At 69.2% G+C, this 18,096-nt stretch carries 15 protein-coding genes and 1 tRNA gene; 10 read left to right on the top strand and 6 right to left on the bottom strand.

From position 1 onward, the window contains the following. The first annotated feature begins 299 nt into the window (after window positions 1–299). The 7 genes from eno to J7E87_RS14430 all read left to right on the top strand — a co-directional run bounded on the left by eno (window position 300) and on the right by J7E87_RS14430 (window position 8,474). Complete coding sequence (gene eno / locus J7E87_RS14460) at window positions 300–1,586, top strand: phosphopyruvate hydratase (protein ID WP_215093807.1); 1,287 nt, start codon at window positions 300–302, stop codon at window positions 1,584–1,586. Window positions 1,587–1,733: 147 nt separating this feature from the next. After that, on the top strand, window positions 1,734–2,210 hold the full coding sequence (locus J7E87_RS14455) for a septum formation initiator family protein (RefSeq protein WP_215093805.1): 477 nt from the start codon (window positions 1,734–1,736) through the stop codon (window positions 2,208–2,210). An 84-nt stretch (window positions 2,211–2,294) separates the two neighbouring features. After that, on the top strand, window positions 2,295–2,849 hold the full coding sequence (locus J7E87_RS14450; RefSeq protein WP_215093803.1) for a DUF501 domain-containing protein: 555 nt from the start codon (window positions 2,295–2,297) through the stop codon (window positions 2,847–2,849). Further along, window positions 2,846–3,760 carry a Ppx/GppA phosphatase family protein gene (locus J7E87_RS14445; protein WP_215093801.1) on the top strand — a complete coding sequence of 305 codons (915 nt, stop codon included), beginning with the start codon at window positions 2,846–2,848 and terminating at the stop codon, window positions 3,758–3,760. Before J7E87_RS14450 ends, J7E87_RS14445 begins: the two co-directional genes overlap by 4 nt. A gap of 346 nt (window positions 3,761–4,106) precedes the next feature. After that, on the top strand, window positions 4,107–5,489 hold the full coding sequence (locus tag J7E87_RS14440; RefSeq protein WP_215093799.1) for an NAD(P)/FAD-dependent oxidoreductase: 1,383 nt from the start codon (window positions 4,107–4,109) through the stop codon (window positions 5,487–5,489). 279 nt (window positions 5,490–5,768) lie between these two features. Then, entirely contained in the window at window positions 5,769–7,067 is a 1,299-nt protein-coding gene (locus tag J7E87_RS14435; RefSeq protein ID WP_215093797.1) for a cyclopropane-fatty-acyl-phospholipid synthase family protein, read from the top strand. 186 nt (window positions 7,068–7,253) lie between these two features. Continuing rightward, window positions 7,254–8,474: a phosphatidylserine/phosphatidylglycerophosphate/cardiolipin synthase family protein gene (locus tag J7E87_RS14430; protein WP_215093795.1), complete on the top strand. Its 1,221-nt coding sequence runs from the start codon at window positions 7,254–7,256 to the stop codon at window positions 8,472–8,474. A gap of 96 nt (window positions 8,475–8,570) precedes the next feature. Here J7E87_RS14430 and J7E87_RS14425 read toward each other — a convergent pair whose 3' ends face one another. Beyond that, window positions 8,571–11,123, bottom strand: coding sequence for an ABC transporter permease (locus J7E87_RS14425; RefSeq protein ID WP_215093793.1), 2,553 nt, complete (start codon window positions 11,121–11,123; stop codon window positions 8,571–8,573). A gap of 52 nt (window positions 11,124–11,175) precedes the next feature. After that, complete coding sequence (locus J7E87_RS14420; protein ID WP_215093791.1) at window positions 11,176–11,946, bottom strand: ABC transporter ATP-binding protein; 771 nt, start codon at window positions 11,944–11,946, stop codon at window positions 11,176–11,178. 376 nt (window positions 11,947–12,322) lie between these two features. Between J7E87_RS14420 and J7E87_RS14415 the strand changes: the two genes are divergently transcribed. Beyond that, a tRNA-Leu gene (locus J7E87_RS14415) sits at window positions 12,323–12,408 on the top strand. Window positions 12,409–12,558: 150 nt separating this feature from the next. After that, window positions 12,559–13,449 carry a Bax inhibitor-1/YccA family protein gene (locus J7E87_RS14410; protein ID WP_215093789.1) on the top strand — a complete coding sequence of 297 codons (891 nt, stop codon included), beginning with the start codon at window positions 12,559–12,561 and terminating at the stop codon, window positions 13,447–13,449. Between the two features lie 93 nt (window positions 13,450–13,542). Here the strand turns inward: J7E87_RS14410 and J7E87_RS14405 are convergent, their stop codons facing one another. Then, window positions 13,543–13,773, bottom strand: a complete 231-nt coding sequence (locus tag J7E87_RS14405) for a DUF4287 domain-containing protein (RefSeq protein WP_215093787.1) — start codon at window positions 13,771–13,773, stop codon at window positions 13,543–13,545. Between the two features lie 99 nt (window positions 13,774–13,872). Here J7E87_RS14405 and J7E87_RS14400 point away from each other — a divergent pair, with 99 nt between their 5' ends. Next, entirely contained in the window at window positions 13,873–14,199 is a 327-nt protein-coding gene (locus J7E87_RS14400; protein ID WP_215093785.1) for a hypothetical protein, read from the top strand. Window positions 14,200–14,223: 24 nt separating this feature from the next. Here J7E87_RS14400 and J7E87_RS14395 read toward each other — a convergent pair whose 3' ends face one another. The 3 genes from J7E87_RS14395 to J7E87_RS14385 form a co-directional block, all read right to left on the bottom strand. Then, a complete protein-coding gene (locus J7E87_RS14395; protein WP_215093898.1) occupies window positions 14,224–15,042 on the bottom strand; it encodes a hypothetical protein in 819 nt (272 codons plus the stop codon). A 534-nt stretch (window positions 15,043–15,576) separates the two neighbouring features. Then, complete coding sequence (locus J7E87_RS14390) at window positions 15,577–16,797, bottom strand: acetyl-CoA C-acetyltransferase (protein WP_215093783.1); 1,221 nt, start codon at window positions 16,795–16,797, stop codon at window positions 15,577–15,579. Between the two features lie 242 nt (window positions 16,798–17,039). After that, a complete protein-coding gene (locus J7E87_RS14385; RefSeq protein WP_215093781.1) occupies window positions 17,040–18,059 on the bottom strand; it encodes an SGNH/GDSL hydrolase family protein in 1,020 nt (339 codons plus the stop codon). Between the last annotated feature and the right edge of the window lie 37 nt (window positions 18,060–18,096).

Below are 18,096 nucleotides of genomic sequence, written 5' to 3'. Positions count from 1 at the left end.
CCCGAGCCGGGTCAGCCGGCTCTGCCCGAGCCTGGTCAGCCGGCTCCGCCCGGGCTGACCCCCGGGCCCCAGAGCACCCCGGTCCGGCGCGCTGTCCCCCGTACGCGCCGGGCCGGGGTTCTGCCTTGTCACTGCCTGTTCACGCCCTTTTCCGTCCCAGCGGGCGGGCATCGGCCGGCCGATGCCCCCGGGCCGGTTAGGCTCGTGTCGCAAGGCCAGAGAGACCCTGCACTGTCCTGCACTGCTTGCGTCGCACTGCCTGCGCCACATTTAGCGTCACATCCCAGAAGGAGATGCTCGTGCCGTCCATCGACGTCGTCGTAGCCCGGGAAATCCTGGACTCCCGAGGCAACCCCACGGTCGAGGTCGAGGTTGGCCTCGACGACGGCAGCACGGGTCGTGCTGCTGTTCCGTCCGGCGCCTCCACCGGTGCGTTCGAGGCTCTTGAGCTCCGCGACGGTGACCCGAACCGCTACCAGGGCAAGGGTGTCGAGAAGGCCGTCCTCGCCGTCATCGAGCAGATCGGCCCGGAGCTCGTCGGGTACGACGCCACCGAGCAGCGCCTGATCGACCAGGCGATGTTCGACCTGGACGCCACCCCCGACAAGTCCTCGCTCGGCGCCAACGCCATCCTCGGCGTCTCCCTCGCCGTCGCGCACGCCGCGTCCGAGGCATCCGACCTGCCGCTCTTCCGCTACCTCGGCGGCCCGAACGCGCACCTGCTGCCCGTTCCGATGATGAACATCCTGAACGGCGGCTCGCACGCCGACTCCAACGTGGACATCCAGGAGTTCATGATCGCGCCGATCGGCGCCGAGTCCTTCTCCGAGGCCCTGCGCTGGGGCGCCGAGATCTACCACACCCTCAAGAAGGTCCTGAAGCAGAAGGGGCTCTCCACCGGCCTGGGCGACGAGGGCGGCTTCGCGCCGAACCTCGAGTCCAACCGCGCCGCGCTGGACCTGATCCTCGAAGCCGTCAAGGAAGCCGGCTACGTCCCCGGCAAGGACATCGCGCTCGCGCTCGACGTCGCCGCGTCCGAGTTCTACAAGGACGGCTCGTACCAGTTCGAGGGCAAGTCCCGCTCGGCCGCCGAGATGACCGAGTACTACGAGGAGCTCGTCGCCTCGTACCCGCTCGTCTCCATCGAGGACCCGCTGTTCGAGGACGACTGGGCCGGCTGGAAGGTGCTCACCGACAAGCTGGGCGCCAAGGTCCAGATCGTCGGCGACGACCTCTTCGTCACCAACCCGGAGCGCCTGGCCCGCGGCATCGATGAAGGCGCCGCGAACGCCCTGCTGGTCAAGGTCAACCAGATCGGTTCGCTGACCGAGACCCTGGACGCCGTCGAGCTCGCCCAGCGCAGCGGCTTCAAGTGCATGATGTCGCACCGCTCCGGCGAGACCGAGGACGTCACCATCGCCGACCTGGCCGTCGCCACCAACTGCGGCCAGATCAAGACCGGCGCCCCGGCCCGCTCCGAGCGCGTCGCCAAGTACAACCAGCTGCTGCGCATCGAGGAGATCCTCGACGACGCCGCGGTGTACGCGGGCCGCTCGGCGTTCCCGCGGTTTCGCTCCGCGAACTGAGTAGGCACAGCGCTCCGCGAACTGATAGGCGCAGCGCTCCGCGAACTGATAGCGAGAGCGAGGGCTGAGGCTCTCACCTACATACGTCCCCGGCCACGGTCCCGTACCGTGTCCGGGGACGTATGCGCGTAACGGGGAGGCGAGATCATGGCACGCAACGGGGACCAGGACCGGTTCTCCACCGCGACCCGGCTTCGGCTGCTCGGCGAGCAGACCGCCGCTCGCGTCTACCGGTCGCAGAACCGCAGGCAGGCCCGCCGCTCCCGGCTCACCGGCCGCGCGGCCTTCCTGGCCCTCGTGGTCTGCTCGCTGGCCGTCGCGCTCGCGTATCCGATGCGGCAGTACGTCTCCCAGCGCTCCGACATCGCCGAGCAGGAGCGCCGGATGGCGGACGCCAGGCAACAGGTCGAGCGGCTGAGGGACGAGAAGGCGCGGCTCCAGGACGACATGTACATCCGCCGCCTGGCCCGCGAGCACCTGCATCTCGTGGTGCCGGGGGAGACCGGTTACATCATGATCGACCCCGAGGCCGCCGAGAAGCGCCGCACCGAAGAGGGCGCGGCCGACCGCCCCTGGTACTCGAACGTCTGGGACGGCGTCGACAACGCCGACCGCAGCAAGTAGACCCGCAGCAAGTAGATGCGCGGCAAGTAACAGCCACACAGATGCACCGCTAGAACCGCTAGAACCGCTAGAACCAAGGCAGGCATGGAAACGCCCCCTCCCACCACCGCCCCGACCGAGCCCACCGACGCGGACATCGCCGCGTTCAAGAAGCAGCTCGGCCGTCCGCCGCGCGGACTGCGCGCCATCGCGCACCGCTGCCCGTGCGGTCAGCCCGACGTCGTCGAGACCGCGCCGCGGCTCCCCGACGGCACCCCCTTCCCGACGCTGTACTACCTGACCTGCCCGCGGGCGGCCTCGGCGATCGGCACGCTGGAGGCCAACGGCGTGATGAAGGAGATGCAGGAGCGGCTCGCGACCGACCCGGAGCTGGCCGCCAAGTACCGCGCCGCCCACGGGGACTACATCGCGCGCCGTGACGCCATCGAGGTGCTGGAGGGCTTCCCGAGCGCGGGCGGCATGCCGGACCGGGTGAAGTGCCTGCATGTCCTGGTCGCCCACTCGCTCGCGGCGGGACCCGGCGTCAATCCGCTGGGCGACGAGGCGATCGCGATGCTGCCCGAGTGGTGGCGCAAGGGTCCGTGCGTCACGCCGTGCGAGGAATCGTCCGGAGAATCCGGAGAAGGGGACGAGAAGTGACACGCGTCGCCGCCATCGACTGCGGTACGAACTCCATCCGGCTGCTCGTCGCCGACGCGGACCCGGCCACCGGTGAGCTGGTCGACCTCGACCGGCGGATGACGATCGTCCGGCTCGGTCAGGGTGTGGACCGTACCGGGCGGCTCGCGCCCGAGGCGCTGGAGCGGACCTTCGCGGCCTGCCGCGAGTACGCCGCCGTGATCAAGAAGCACGGCGCGGAGAAGATCCGCTTCGTGGCCACCTCCGCCTCGCGCGACGCGTCCAACCGGGACGACTTCGTCCGCGGAGTGCTGGACATCCTGGGCGTCGAACCCGAGGTGATCACCGGGGACGAGGAGGCGGAGTTCTCCTTCACCGGCGCCACGAAGGAGCTGCCGGGCCATGAGGAGCGCCTGGTGGTGGACATCGGCGGCGGCTCGACCGAGTTCGTCGTCGGACATCGGGAGGTCGAGGCCGCGCGGTCCGTGGACATCGGCTGCGTACGGCTGACCGAGCGGCACATCCGGCACGATCCGCCGACGCCCGACGAGGTCGCCGCGATGCGCGCCGACATCGAGGCCGCGCTCGACCTCGCCGAGGAGACCGTCCCGATCCGCGAGGCGCAGACGCTGGTCGGCCTGGCCGGGTCGGTGACGACTGTGGCGGCGATCGCGCTCGGCCTCGACGAGTACGACTCGACCAGGATCCACCACTCACGGATCCCGTACGCCAAGGTCGAATCGATCAGCGACGAGCTGCTGAACGCCGACCACGAGCAGCGCTCCGCGCACCCGGCGATGCACCCGGGGCGGGTGGATGTCATCGGGGCCGGGGCCCTCGTACTGCGCGCGATCATGGAGCGGATCGGGGTGCCGGAGGTGGTCGTGAGCGAGCACGACATTCTTGACGGGATCGCCTGGTCGATCGCTTAGAAGCGGCCTCGCAACGAACTTCGTGAAGTTCTTCACAAGGAAAAGGCACCTGATGGGTGTTGTGGGGGGCCGAAAGGCCCTTCCGGCCCGTCCGCGCCGGACGGCGGGGTGGATTCCGGGTGATGCGGGGTGCGTTGCGAGGGTGCGAACCGGGCTGCTGGTTCATCCGTGGAAGGTCCCTTAGGGGCCAGCTCACGAGGGGTGAGCGACGGTTCCCCCGATGCCCTGGTTCCCCTGCGGCGCCATGACATCTCTCAAGTGGGCCGCGCAGTGTAGCAGAGGTGGGCCGAGAGCTTGTGAAGGGGCTCACGAGCACCCCCCCTGAGGGGGGTGGATACTCGATGGCATGAGCACCACGGAGCGTCCCAGGATCCTCGTTGTAGGCGGTGGGTACGTAGGCCTGTACGCAGCTCGTCGCATTCTGAAGAAGATGCGCTACGGCGAGGCGACCGTCACGGTCGTCGACCCGCGCTCGTACATGACGTACCAGCCCTTCCTCCCCGAAGCTGCCGCCGGCAGCATCTCGCCGCGGCATGTCGTCGTCCCACTGCGACGCGTGCTGCCCAAGGCTGAGGTGCTCACCGGCCGGGTCACCACCATCGATCAGGACCGCAAGGTCGCCACGATCTCGCCGCTGGTCGGCGAGGCGTACGAGCTGCCCTTCGACTACCTGGTCGTCGCCCTCGGCGCGATCTCCCGTACCTTCCCGATCCCCGGCCTCGCCGAGCAGGGCATCGGTATGAAGGGCATCGAGGAGGCCATCGGGCTGCGCAACCACGTACTCGAGCAACTCGACAAGGCCGACTCGACCACCAATGAAGAGGTCCGCCGCAAGGCGCTGACCTTCGTCTTCGTGGGCGGCGGCTTCGCCGGCGCGGAGACCATCGGCGAGGTGGAGGACCTGGCGCGCGACGCGGCCAAGTACTACAGCAGCGTCAAGCGCGAGGACATGCGCTTCATCCTGGTCGACGCGGCCGACAAGATCCTTCCCGAGGTCGGCCCGAAGCTGGGCAAGTACGGCAAGGAGCACCTCGAGGGCCGCGGCATCGAGATCTACCTGTCGACCTCCATGGACTCCTGCGTGGACGGCCACGTGGTGCTGAAGAACGGCCTCGAGGTCGACTCCAACACCATCGTGTGGACGGCCGGCGTGAAGCCGAACCCGGCACTGGCGCGCTACGGCCTGCCGCTCGGCCCGCGCGGCCATGTGGACTGCACCGAGAAGCTCCAGGTCCAGGGCACCGACTACGTCTGGGCGGCGGGCGACAACGCACAGGTCCCGGACATCGCGGCCCGCAAGGCCGGCGTCGAGAACGCCTGGTGCCCGCCGAACGCCCAGCACGCGCTGCGTCAGGCGCGGGTCCTCGGCGACAACGTCATCTCCGGTATGCGGGGCTTCCCGCAGAAGGAGTACAGCCACGCCAACAAGGGTGCGGTGGCCGGTCTCGGCCTGCACAAGGGCGTCGCGATGATCGTCATGGGCAAGGTGAAGATCAAGCTCAAGGGCCGTCTGGCGTGGTACATGCACCGTGGCTACCACGGCCTGGCCATGCCGACGTGGAACCGTAAGATCCGGGTCTTCGCGGACTGGACGCTGGCGATGTTCCTCAAGCGCGAGGTGGTCTCCCTGGGCGCGATGCAGACGCCGCGCGAGGAGTTCTACGAGGCGGCCAAGCCGGCTCCGACGGTGGCGGCGGCGCCTGCCCCGGAGAAGGCGAAGGCCTCATAGCTTCAGGCAACCCCGCGAAAGGGGCCGCCCGCCATCCGTGGTGCGGGCGGCCCCTTCGCTGTGTCCGGGCCCGAACGAGGGCCCGGAGGCGCGGTCCCCGGGTCAGTCATATGGGCCGCCGGGTCAGGTACATGTGGGGAGAATGTATTTTGCCTGGGCATTGCGCGTGGCCGGGAAGCACGCACAGTGGTCGGATTGTTCTCAGGAGTGCATCCCGCCGTCCCACCGCGGCGTGGTGCAGGAGCATTTCTGGGATCCATCGTCACGGAGGTGTGCGCCATGGGCGACGCCGCGCTGCGGCTTACCACTCTTGCCGAGGAGTTGCTCGGGACCCCGCTCCCGGTCCGTATCCGGGCCTGGGACGGCAGTGAATCCGGGCCTCCGGGAGCTCCCGTCCTCGTCATCCGGCACCGTCGCGCCCTGCGCCGGCTGCTGTGGCGACCCGGGGAGCTCGGGCTCGCCCGGGCCTGGGTGGCCGGCGAGATCGATGTCGACGGGGATCTGTACCACGCCCTCGATCTGCTCGCCGGGCTGCTCTGGCAGCGCGACGACCCGGACGAGGACAGCGGCAACAAGCTGCTCGACCCCCGGCTTCGCGCCGCCGCCCGCGGACTGCTGAAGATCGGCGGGGCGCTGCCCCCGCCGCCACCGCCCCCGGAGGAAGTCCGGCGGCGCGCCGGGCCCTTGCACACCAGGCGGCGGGACAAGAACGCCATCAGCCACCACTACGACGTCGGCAACGGCTTCTACGGACTCGTCCTCGGGCCTTCCATGGTCTACTCCTGCGCCTACTGGCAGGACGGCGGCACCCTTGAGGACGCGCAGCACGACAAGCTCGACCTCGTCTGCCGCAAGCTCGCCCTCAAGGAGGGCGACCGGCTCCTCGACGTCGGCTGCGGCTGGGGCTCCATGGCGGTCCACGCCGCCCGTGAGTACGGCGTGGAGGTCGTCGGCGTCACCCTCTCCCGCGAGCAGGCCGCCTACGCCCGTAAGCGCATCGCCGAAGAGGGCCTCACCGACCGGATCGAGATCCGCGTTCAGGACTACCGGGACGTCAGGGACGGCCCGTACGACGCCATCTCCTCCATCGGCATGGCCGAACATGTCGGCGAGGTCCGCTACCGCCAGTACGCCGACCAGCTCTTCTCCCTTCTCAAGCCCGGCGGCCGGCTGCTCAACCACCAGATCGCCCGCCGCCCCGAGAGAGACGAATCCGCCTACCGCGTCGATGAGTTCATCGACCGCTATGTCTTCCCCGACGGGGAGCTCGCTCCCCTCGGCCGTACCGTCAGCACTCTCGAGGAAGCCGGTTTCGAGATCCGCGACGTCGAGTCGATCCGCGAGCACTACGCCCTCACCCTGCGCCGCTGGGTCGCCAACCTGGAGGCGAACTGGCCCCAGGCCGTGCGGCACAGCTCGCCGGGCAGGGCCCGCGTCTGGCGGCTCTACATGGCCGCGTCAGCGGTCTCCTTCGAGCGCAACAGGATCGGCGTCAACCAGATCCTGGCGGTGAAGACGCCGGAGAGCGGGAACTCCCGGCTGCCGCTGCGTACGCGCGAATGGAACAGGACCGGGTGAGCCGACTGGGGGGCAACCGTCCTTCACTTGGGCGAGATTGATACGTTCCACCCTTCAGGCTCGGAGATCGAGGCGGGGGCGCTGAGGCCGAAAGGCCCCGCGCCCCCGCCTCCTTTTGTGTGCGCACGGGCGCATCCTCCGGTGTCTGGTTTGTCATGTATGCGTAACAATGAAAGGAAGAGCCACTTGCGCCGCCACACGAGATGGCTGCTGAGCCTCACCGCCGCGCTCCTGTCCGCAGCCACGCTCTCCACGGCCACCGCCTCCGCGGGAACCGACGCGCTCGCCGTCACCACGACCGCCACCTTCAACAACCCGGCAGGTACCACCGCCGAACAGGACAAGGTCCGCGACCACATCGTGAACCTGATCAATGACGCCCAGTCGGGCACCTCGATCACGGTGTCGATGTACAACTTCACCGACGATGTCGTCAGTGAAGCGCTGGTCACCGCCAACCAGCGCGGCGTCTCGGTCCGGGTGATCCTCGACCACACCACCCTGACAACGGTCGGGAACGAGTACGCCACGCTCACCGGCGGACTGGGCACCGACCGTGCCAACACCTCGTGGGTCTACGCCTGTCCCGCCGGACGCGGCTGCATCGGCAGCCGGACGCTGCCCGGCGACGACGGCGCGATCAACCACAACAAGATCTTCCTGTTCTCCCGGGTGGGAGGCGCGGACAATGTGGTCGTACAGGCCTCGGCCAATATGACCGGCCTCCAGCGCACCGAGCTCTTCAACAACGCGGTGACGATCGTCGACTCCGGGCTCTACGGCATTTACCAGGCCTACTTCGCCGACCTGCTCAAGTACGGCACATCGAGCGGTCTGAGCCACTACTACCAGACCCCGTCGAGCGGCCCGTACAAGACGTACTTCTTCCCGCGCAAGGAAACCGCTGGCACCCAGTTCGACGGCGACGCCGCCACCGACACCGTCAAGCTGATCCTCGACAAGGTCAGCTGCGCCGGCGGCACCGAAGTACGGATGGCGGCCAACCTCTTCTACCGCAAGGAGGTCGCCACCGAGCTCGTCTCTCTCGTGAACGCCGGCTGCTCCGTGACCCTTGCCCACGACGGGAACCCGGGAACGGCGGATACGCCGGGCTCGCTGGGCAAGACCGTGGAGGGCATCATCTCCGGCAAGCTCACCAAGCGCGTGGAGTGCTGGGAGAATTCGCCGTCGGGCGCCAAGATCGGTCTGCACTCCAAGTACCTGATGGTCAGCGGCACATACGACGGGGTGGCCGGCAAGAAGCTGGTCTGGACGGGCAGCCACAACTACTCGTATCAGGCGCTCCGCTCCAACGACGAGACGCTGCTCAAGATCGACAACGTGGCGCTCTACAACCAGTTCAAGGCCGACCACGACCAGCTGATGAGCTACTGCGCCGGCACCTGACGGCGTCGGGCGGCGATCCGGGCGCACGGGACCCGGGCGCAAGCACAGGGGCCCCGCGACCTGCCCAGGTCGCGGGGCCCTTGTGGCGTACCGGAGTTACTCGGTCTTGATCGCCGTCAGCATGTTCAGCCTGGCGGCACTGCGCGCCGGCCACAGCGAGGCCAGCACCCCGACCACCCCGGCGAGCAGCAGGAAGATCCCGATCCGGTCCCACGGCACGACCAGCGCGTACCCGGGGATGTCGGACTTGATCGTCTCGCCGACCGCCCAGGCCAGGAAGGAGCCGAGTCCGATGCCGATCACCGCGCCGAAGAGCGAGATCACCACCGCCTCCAGGCGGATCATGCGCTTGACCTTCCGGCGGTCCAGGCCGATCGCCCGCAGCATGCCGATCTCCTGCTGACGTTCGAAGACGGACATCGCGAGGGTGTTGATGACACCGAGCACCGCGATGAGCAGGGCCATCGCCAGCAGTCCGTACATGATGTTCAGCATGGTGTTGATCATGCCGCCGAACATGTTCCGGATGTCCTGCCGGTCCATGATGCTCATCGCCGGGTTGTCACCCAGCGCGTTCACCAGCGCCTGCTCGTTCGCCGTGCTCGCGCCGCCTTCCATCTTCACCCAGACCTCGGGGATGTACGGCTTCGGCTCGAAGGGAGCGACCAGCGACGTCGGCACCAGGACCGGCGAGAGGAACTCGTTCTCCTTGTAGACCGCGCCGATCGTCAGGGTCTTCGTCTCCGCCTTGCCGCCCTCGCTGTCGTCGCCGAACTTCACCCCCACCGTGTCGCCGGCCTTCCAGCCGTTCGACTTGGCGGTCTTCTCGGCGACGGCGATCTGGCCCTTGCCGAGCGTGGCCATGGAGCCGGAGACCGTCTTCAGGTCGAAGACCTCCTCCACGTCCCCGGGGGTGACCGCGGAGGCGGAGTGGAACTCGTTCTTGATCTCGAGCGAGGTGGCCTGCTGCGGGGAGACCGCGCTGACCCCCTTCGCCTTCTCCAGCGCGGTGAGCGCCGACTTGTCGAGGGCGCCGCCGCCGGCCATGGTGACCATGTAGTCGGCGCGGATGTTGTCCGTGGTCATCTTGTCGATGGCCTGGCCCAGCGTGACACCGATGACCGTGAGGCCGGTGACCAGCGTGAGGCCGATCGCCAGCGCCGAAGCGGTGGCTCCGGTACGGCGCGGATTGCGGACCGCGTTCTGCCCGGCCAGCTTGCCGGAGACCCCGAACAACCGGTTCAGCAGGGGTCGCGCCAGCGCGATGACCGGACGGGACAGCAGCGGGATCAGCACGATGATGCCGATCAGCGTCAGGAACGCGCCGCCGCCGATCACCATCCGGCCCGTGTCCTTGCCCATCGCCGCACCGGCGAGGATCGCCGCCGCACCGGCCAGCGTGATGACACTGCCGAGGGTGTTGCGTACGACCAGGGACTTGGTGGTCGCGGGCAGATGGGCGCTGCCCATCGCCGCCACCGGCGGGATCTTCGCGGCCCGGCGGGCGGGCAGCCACGCGGCGAGCACGGTGACCAGTACACCGACGGCGAGCGCGGAGGCGATCGCGGTGGGCGAGACGATCAGCGGACCGGCGGGCACCTTCGCACCGAAGGAGCCCATCGCCGAGCGCAGCCCGGTCGCAAGACCGATACCGAGGACGAAGCCGATCACGGAGGCGAGCGCGCCGACCACCAGCGCCTCGAGCATCACCGAGCGCTTGACCTGGCGGCGGGAGGCGCCGACGGCGCGCATCAGCGCCAGTTCCCTGGTGCGCTGGGCGACCAGCATGGTGAAGGTGTTGGCGATCAGGAAGACGCCCACGAACAGGGCGATGGCCGCGAAGGCGAGCAGCATCGTGTTGAGGTTGGACAGGCCCTGCTCGATCTCCCGGGCCTGGTCGTCGGCGAGTTGCTTGCCGGTCTGTGCCTCGGCGTCCTTGGGCAGCAGCGGCTTGACCTCGTCCAGGATCTTCTGGTCGGAGGCGTCGGCCGCGGCGGCGATGGTGACGTCCTTGAAGTAGCCGGGCTGCAGATACAGCTTCTGGGCGACCGGGGTGTCGAAGAGGACCAGACTGCCGCCCGCGTTGACCGCGCCGTCCTCGGTGGTGAAGACACCGGAGAGGGTGTACTCCTTCACCGGGCCGTTGGTCGCGACCCGCACGGTGTCCCCGACCCGGTACTTGCCCTTGGCCGCGGAGTCCTCGTCGAGGGCGATCTGGACGTCCTTCACCGGGCCCGAGCCGTCGGTGAAGGTGTAGGCGGCGTCCTTGCCGTCCTTGCCGGGGGCGAAGTTCGCGCCGGTGTTGGACCAGCCGTTGCCGATCAGCTTGCCGTCCTGGTCGGCGACCCCGGCGAAGCCGGAGACCCGCCCGGTGGCGCCGGCGACCCCGTCCAGCCCCCGGATCTTGTCCAGGGTCCGGGTGTCTATGCCGGCGTCCTTCGTGCCGTCGCTCTGGGGGTTGGGGTAGGTGGTGACGGCGACCGCGACATTGTCGTAGCTCTTGGCCGACTGATTGCGGTAGGCGTTGCCGAGGGTGTCGGTGAAGACCAGGGTGCCGGAGACGAAGGCCACGCCGAGCATCACGGCGAGCACGGTCATCAACAGTCTGGCCTTGTGCGCGAGCACATTGCGCAGGGCGGTACGGAACATGTCTGTGTCAGTCCTGGGGTGAGAGCCGGAGGGGTTGAGGAACAGCGGTCGTTCAGCTGGTCCGGCCCTTGGCGTCGAACTCCTTCATCCGGTCGAGGACCCCGTCGGCGGTGGGGTGCAGCATCTCGTCGACGATCCGGCCGTCCGCCAGGAAAATCACCCGGTCGGCGTAGGAGGCGGCCACCGGGTCGTGCGTGACCATGACGACGGTCTGACCGAGCTCACGTACGGAGTTGCGCAGGAAGCCCAGGACTTCCGCGCCCGAGCGCGAGTCCAGGTTTCCGGTCGGCTCGTCACCGAAGATGATCTCCGGCTGGGAGGCGAGGGCGCGGGCGACGGCGACGCGCTGCTGCTGGCCGCCGGAGAGCTGGGTGGGGCGGTGGCTGAGCCGGTCCTGCAGGCCCACCATCTCGATGACCTGCTTCAGCCACTGCTTGTCGGGCTTACGGCCCGCGATGTCCATCGGGAGAGTGATGTTCTCCAGGCCAGTCAGTGTCGGCAGCAGATTGAACGCCTGGAAGATGAAGCCGATCTTGTCCCGGCGCAGCTGGGTCAACTGCTTGTCCTTGAGGGAGCCGAGCTCGGTCTCACCGATCCGTACGGACCCGGAGCTGAAGCTGTCCAGGCCGGCCACGCAGTGCATCAGCGTGGACTTGCCGGAGCCCGAGGGGCCCATGATCGCGGTGAACTCCGCCTGCCGGAAGTCCACGGTGACATGGTCGAGCGCGACCACCTGGGTCTCGCCCTGTCCGTACACCTTGGACAGGTCCGTGGCGCGGGCGGCCACTGCGGTGGCGCGGTGAGCGATGGGGGTGGTGGTCACGAGTGGGCTCTCCTGTCACGGTGACTTGCGGGGACGAGACCATCCTGTCCGCCGTCCGGCGGCGAATCGTCACTCCCGGTGCCCGTTCCAAGGGCCCCCTTCAGTCGGACCGCAGAGCCCGATCGTCCTCCTTTGGTATGACGGCGTCCCTGAGATCCGGTGAGGGGGCGGGGCGGTGGAGGGGGGCGGCGACTTTCCGTCAATCCCGCGTGCGGACAGCGGCGGTCAGGAGCCGGGCGGGGCATGTACGAATGACCCCTTACCTGCGCTGACGCACCCTCAGGCGTCAATAAAATAAGACAAGATCGGGCCACCGGCCCCGCGGACCGGTCGATCTACCCGGATAGGCTCCAGTGGCAACGCGGACTCGCGCCACGCCCGGATGGTGGAATGCAGACACGGCGAGCTTAAACCTCGCTGCCCCTCGGGGGCGTACCGGTTCGAGTCCGGTTCCGGGCACCACAACGCGCTCCACGCCTGGCGGTGGCCGCCCTGGCGGGCGGCGCTGTGGTCACGATCCTGGAAAGATCCTCCCCGAGCACTAGGGTCCTTCTTTTGCTCCCGCATTACTCTTGACCTCAAGGCCGCGCAGGGTGGCCAAGGAGGAGTGAGATGAGGAGCAGTAACCCGGTCTTCTCGCGACGGGGGTTCAGCCGCGACAACGGCTACGCGGGGTTCAACGCGCAGCAGCCGCAGGCCGGGGGCCCCGTCGTAGGTAACGACCCCTACACCCAGGGTGCAGGCAACCCGTACGCCACCAACCCGTACGCACCCGCGGACACACAGCTCGGCGCGGGCCCGCAGGCCCCCGCCCGTCCCAATGTGATGACCATCGACGACGTCGTGGCGCGCACCGCCATGACGCTCGGCACGGTCGTCGTCACCGCCGTGCTCTCCTGGGTCCTGCTGCCCGTCGACGAGGCCAACATCGGCAAGTCGTACGGCATCGCGATCGGCGCGGCCCTGGTGGCCATTGTCCTTTCGCTCATTCAGGCGTTCAAGCGCAAGCCGGTGCCGGCGCTGATCCTGGCGTACGCCGCCTTCGAGGGCGTCTTCCTCGGGGTGATCTCCAGCGCGGTCAGCACCTACATCAGCCCCGGCACAGTGATGCAGGCGGTGCTCGGCACCATGTGCGTCTTCGCCGGTGTGCTCATCGCGTACAAGACCCGGCTCATCCGGGTCAACCGCCGCTTCTACGGCTTTGTGATGGCCGCGGCCATGGGCTTCATCCTGCTCATGGTGGTCAACCTGCTGTTCGCCGTCATCGGCGGCGGTGACGGCCTCGGCTTCCGCAGCGGCGGCCTCGGCATCCTCTTCGGTGTCATCGGCGTCCTCCTCGGCGCCTGCTTCCTGGCCCTGGACTTCAAGCAGGTCGAGGACGGGATCGCGTACGGCGCTCCGCGCGAGGAGTCCTGGCTGGCGGCCTTCGGCCTCACCCTGACCCTGGTGTGGATCTACCTGGAGATGCTGCGGCTGCTGTCGATCCTCAATGGCAACGACTGACCGTCCAGGACCGGTCGCCCAGACCGTGCCGAAGGGCCCGCGGGGATTGCCCGCGGGCCCTTCGGCGTCTGGTCGGCGTCTGGCGGTGCGGACCTAGAGCAGCTTGCGCGCAGCGCGCCTCAGGTCGTACTCGTGGATGATCGCTTTGGCATGTCCGTACGCGAGGTTGTGCTCGCTCCGGAGCCAGCTGACCTTCTCTTCGAAGCGGAAGAGGGAGGGTCCTTCATCGACGGTGCGGAGCCAGTCGGAGATATCACGACCAGTGCAGTGCGGGATTCGGGAGATCAGGTTGCGATGGGTCTCTTCGGAGAAGACTTGGGACATCGGCGCCTCCGGACGCTTTGCGCGTGTGGTCCTTCACGCCACCGTGCCTGAGCGTTCGCGTATTGGCAACAGTGCCGGGGTGGCGCATAGGGTCGCGGAGTGCTTGATACGACTGAGCTGACGAGGGCTGTCGACCGCTTCGCCGACCGTCTGCGGGCCGCCCCGCAGAGCCGGCTGAACCGCGGTGCGGCGGCCGAAGGGCTGGCACTGGCCAGGGAATTGGCGGTGCGGGCCCAGCGGTTCGAGGCGCCCGGACAGGCCCCGCGGATCATGCCGGAGGCGGGACTGTTCGCAGTCGCGGATCAACTTAACGTCGCCGGGCACGATTTGGCTGAAGCGTTGCGGACGGCCCCGTCCGGGTCCCTGAGGGAGGTGGACGAGGCCGTGGGTCTCGTTGAGGCGGCCGAGCGGCGGGCGGGGCTGTAACCCGGGCCGGGCGGCTCGCGGGGGCTACAGCGACGCGATGACGCGGTCCGCGAGGATGTAGATGCTCTCCTCGCCGTACCCGAAGGTCAGGGTGTACGCGCCCGCGATGCCGGAGCCGCCGAGCAGCACCGGAGCGTCGCCGGCGTGCAGCGCCTCGGCCAGCTGCTCGGCGGTCTCGCGGTGGCCGGGGGTCATACAGAGCGTCGTGCCGTCGGCGAAGACGTACACATCAAGGGTGCCGAGCGGTCCCGGACGCACGTCGCAGAGGGCCGTACGCGACTCGGCGAGCTCGTCGAGGCGGGCCACGGTGCGCTCGTGGTCGGTGACCACCGGGGTCTGTACCGGGACGAAGTCCGGGTGCGAGGGGTGGCGGCGGCGGGCCGCGGCCAGCTCGGGGGAGTCCTCGGCGAACTCCGTCACCTCGGGCAGGTCCGCCATCTCGTCGAGTGCGTCGGCCGCCTCGAAGTCCATCGCCTCCAGGCCCGCGAAGTCGGACTGGCGCGGGACGTAGAAGGGCGGCAGCTCGTCGCCAGGGGCGCCCAGGCCGCCCAGCAGGGAGGGAGCGTCCGCCGCGTCGCGGGTCTCCTGCGCGGCCCAGAAGGCGCGCGCCTCGGCCAGTTCCCGCTCCCGCTCCTCGGCCAGCGCCTCGGCGACAGCGGCGCGTATCTCGCCATCCGGCGCCGGGCGGGCCTGCGGTACGGAGGCGATGCGGCTGGTGCCGTGCGCGGTGAAGAGCTCGGTGCGCAGGGCCGTGACCTGCTTACGGAGCCCGTGGGCGGCGTGCAGGGCAGCGGCTCCCACGGCCGTGGCTGCGGCCGTGGTCAGCAGCAGGGCAAGAGACATGGCGCTCACTGACTTACTCCCGGTTTCACTCGATCCCCCCGACTTCCTACATCAGCTTGCGGTGAGTCCGCGCCCCCTGTCAGTGCATTACGTCACGAAATGGACAGGACTTTGTGTCCTGCGTTTGGCGTGAATGTAGCGCTGACCTGGGAAAAGAGCACTCCCCCAGGAGATAGGTCACATCCTGGGGGAGATTCGGTCACGACTCGAGTTCCGCGCGGGCCCGAAAGGGTCTAGCTGAGGCGTTCGATCCCTTGGTCGCGTTCCGCTTTGCCTCCGCTTCGGGCAAGTGCCGCCTTCGTACCTCAGGCGACCCATACCCTCCGCTGCCGCTCAGCTCAGCCGCTCGCTCTCTTGGTCGCGTTCCGCTTCGGCCTCCGCTTCGGGCAAGTGCCGCCTTCGTACCTCAGGCGACCCATACCCTCCGCTGCCGCTCAGCTCAGCCGCTCGCTCTCTTGGTCGCGTTCCGCTTCGCCTCTGCTTCGGGCAAGTGCCGCCTTCGTACCTCAGGCGACCCATACCCTCCGCTGCCGCTCAGCTCAGCCGCTCGATGACCATGGCCATGCCCTGGCCACCGCCCACGCACATCGTCTCCAGGGCGAACTGCTTGTCGTGGAACTGGAGGCTGTTGATCAGCGTTCCGGTGATCCTGGCGCCCGTCATGCCGAAGGGGTGGCCGACGGCGATGGCGCCGCCGTTGACGTTCAGCTTGTCCAGGTCGACGCCCAGGTCGCGGTAGGACGGGATGACCTGTGCGGCGAAGGCCTCGTTGATCTCGACCAGGTCGATGTCGCCGATGGACAGGCCGGCACGCTGAAGCGCCTGCTTGGAGGCCTCGACGGGGCCGTAGCCCATGATCTCGGGGGAGAGTCCGGAGACACCGGTGGAGACGATGCGGGCCAGCGGGGTCAGGCCGAGCTCGCGGGCCTTGGTGTCGGACATGATCACGAGGGCGGCGGCGCCGTCGTTGAGCGGGCAGCAGTTGCCGGCGGTGACCAGGCCGTCGGGGCGGAAGACGGGCTTGAGGCCCTGGACCCCTTCGAGGGTGACGCCGGCCCGCGGACCGTCGTCCTTGGAGACGACAGTGCCGTCGGGGGTCGTGACCGGGGTGATCTCGCGCTCCCAGAAGCCGTTCTTGATGGCTTCCTCGGCGAGGTTCTGCGACCGTACGCCGAACTCGTCCATGTCCTGGCGGGTCACGCCCTTGAGGCGGGCGAGGTTCTCGGCGGTCTGGCCCATCGTGATGTACGCGTCGGGGATCAGGCCGTCCTCGCGCGGGTCGTGCCAGTCCGCACCCTCCTGCTCGGCGCGGGCGGCGGTACGCGCCTCGGCCTCGGCGAAGAGCGGGTTGTGGGTGTCGGGCAGGGTGTCGGAGTTGCCCTTGATGCTGCGCGAGACGGTCTCGACTCCGGCGGAGATGAAGACGTCGCCCTCGCCGGCCTTGATGGCGTGCAGCGCCATGCGGGAGGTCTGGAGGGACGAGGAGCAGTAACGGGTGATGGTGCAGCCCGGGAGGTGGTCCATCCCCATCTGCACGGCGACGATGCGGCCGAGGTTGTGCCCCTGCTCGCCGCCGGGCAGCCCGCAGCCGAGCATCAGGTCGTCTATGTCCCTGGGGTCGAGCTCGGGGACCTTGGCGAGCGCGGCCTGGATGATCGTGGCGGTCAGGTCGTCGGCGCGCAGCTCCTTGAGGGAGCCCTTGAAGGCCCGGCCGATGGGGGAGCGGGCGGCAGAGACGATCACGGCTTCGGGCATCACAGCTCCATGAGGGGCGAGGCGGTGGGGCAGGACTGTTTGGGAAGTTACCCGTCCGTATGGCTGCGGTCACGGGCCGGGTCGTGTGATGCGGACCTCTTTTCTAAGCGACCGCTCAGCCCTTCCAGTATGCGCCCGCGCCGCGCGGACCGAGCGGCTGCTTCGCCGCGCAGTCCGCACCGGCCGCACCGGCGGCGCCGGCCGCACTGCGAGCGCTGCCCGCGCCGCCCTCGCCGCCCTTGCTAGGCCCGCCGTACTTCCGACGGCGGCGGTGCCGGTTCCGTCGTAGGGGGCGGTTCCGGGAGCCGGCGGCGACGGCGGTGCTTCAGGAGCGCCCACGGGGCCCTGGCGCCCGTGACCTCCGTGCCCGCCTCCGCCGCCGCCGTGGCCGCTGCGCGCGCCACCGGGAGCATGTCCTCGTCGCGGCTCGCGTCCAGGTGGTCGGTCTCCGGCCACAGGCCCAGCACCGCGCACAGGGTCGGCAGCATCGCCATCGCCGCCGTCGCGTAGCCCTCCGCCGACGGGTGGTAGTTGTCCGCGCCGAACATCTCCCGCGGGTTCGCCTCGAACTCCGGGCCCAGCAGATCGCCCAGCGAAACCGTACGGCCGCCCTGCTCCACCACCACGATCGTCTGCGCCGCCGCCAGCTGCCGCGAGACCCGGCGGGCCAGCCAGCGCAGCGGCTGGTACACCGGCTCGATGGTGCCCAGATCGGGGCAGGTGCCCACCACCACCTCCGCGCCCGCCGTACGCAGCCTGCGCACCGCTGCGGAGAGCAGCCGCACCGAGTGCGTGGGCGGCATCCGGTTCGTGACGTCGTTCGCCCCGATCATGATCACGCAGACGTCCGGGGTCCGGGTCGCGAGCAGCCCGGTGACCTGGCGCTCCAGATCGGTCGACTGCGCGCCGGGCAGCGCGACATTGCACACCTCCACAGGCCGCTCGGCGACCGCCGCCAGACCGGACGCGAGCAGCGCCCCCGGCGTCTGGCCCGCCCTGCGGACGCCCTGTCCGGCCGCCGTGGAGTCCCCGAGCACGGCGAGGAGCAGTGGATCGCTGTGCCCGAAGGCCAGCCCGTACAGGCCGTCACCGCGCGGCGGGAGCGGGGCCGTGCCGCCGCCCACCGAGCGTTTCGCCAGCTGGACCTCCGCCAGCACCAGTCCCACGGCCGCCGCCCCGAGCAGCCCGATGCCGCCGCCGCCATAGGCCGCGCCCGCGGCGATGCGTCGTGCCACCCTCGCCCTCGACACAGTCCGAGTCACCTCCTCGTAGCTCTGCGTAGCAGCGCTACGTCGTCAT

This window comes from Streptomyces sp. ISL-1 (assembly GCF_018614585.1).
In the GTDB taxonomy this organism is placed as follows: domain Bacteria; phylum Actinomycetota; class Actinomycetes; order Streptomycetales; family Streptomycetaceae; genus Streptomyces; species Streptomyces maoxianensis.
The sequence above is the reverse complement of the archived record's forward strand: the minus strand, read 5'-3'. Positions and strand labels throughout refer to the sequence as shown.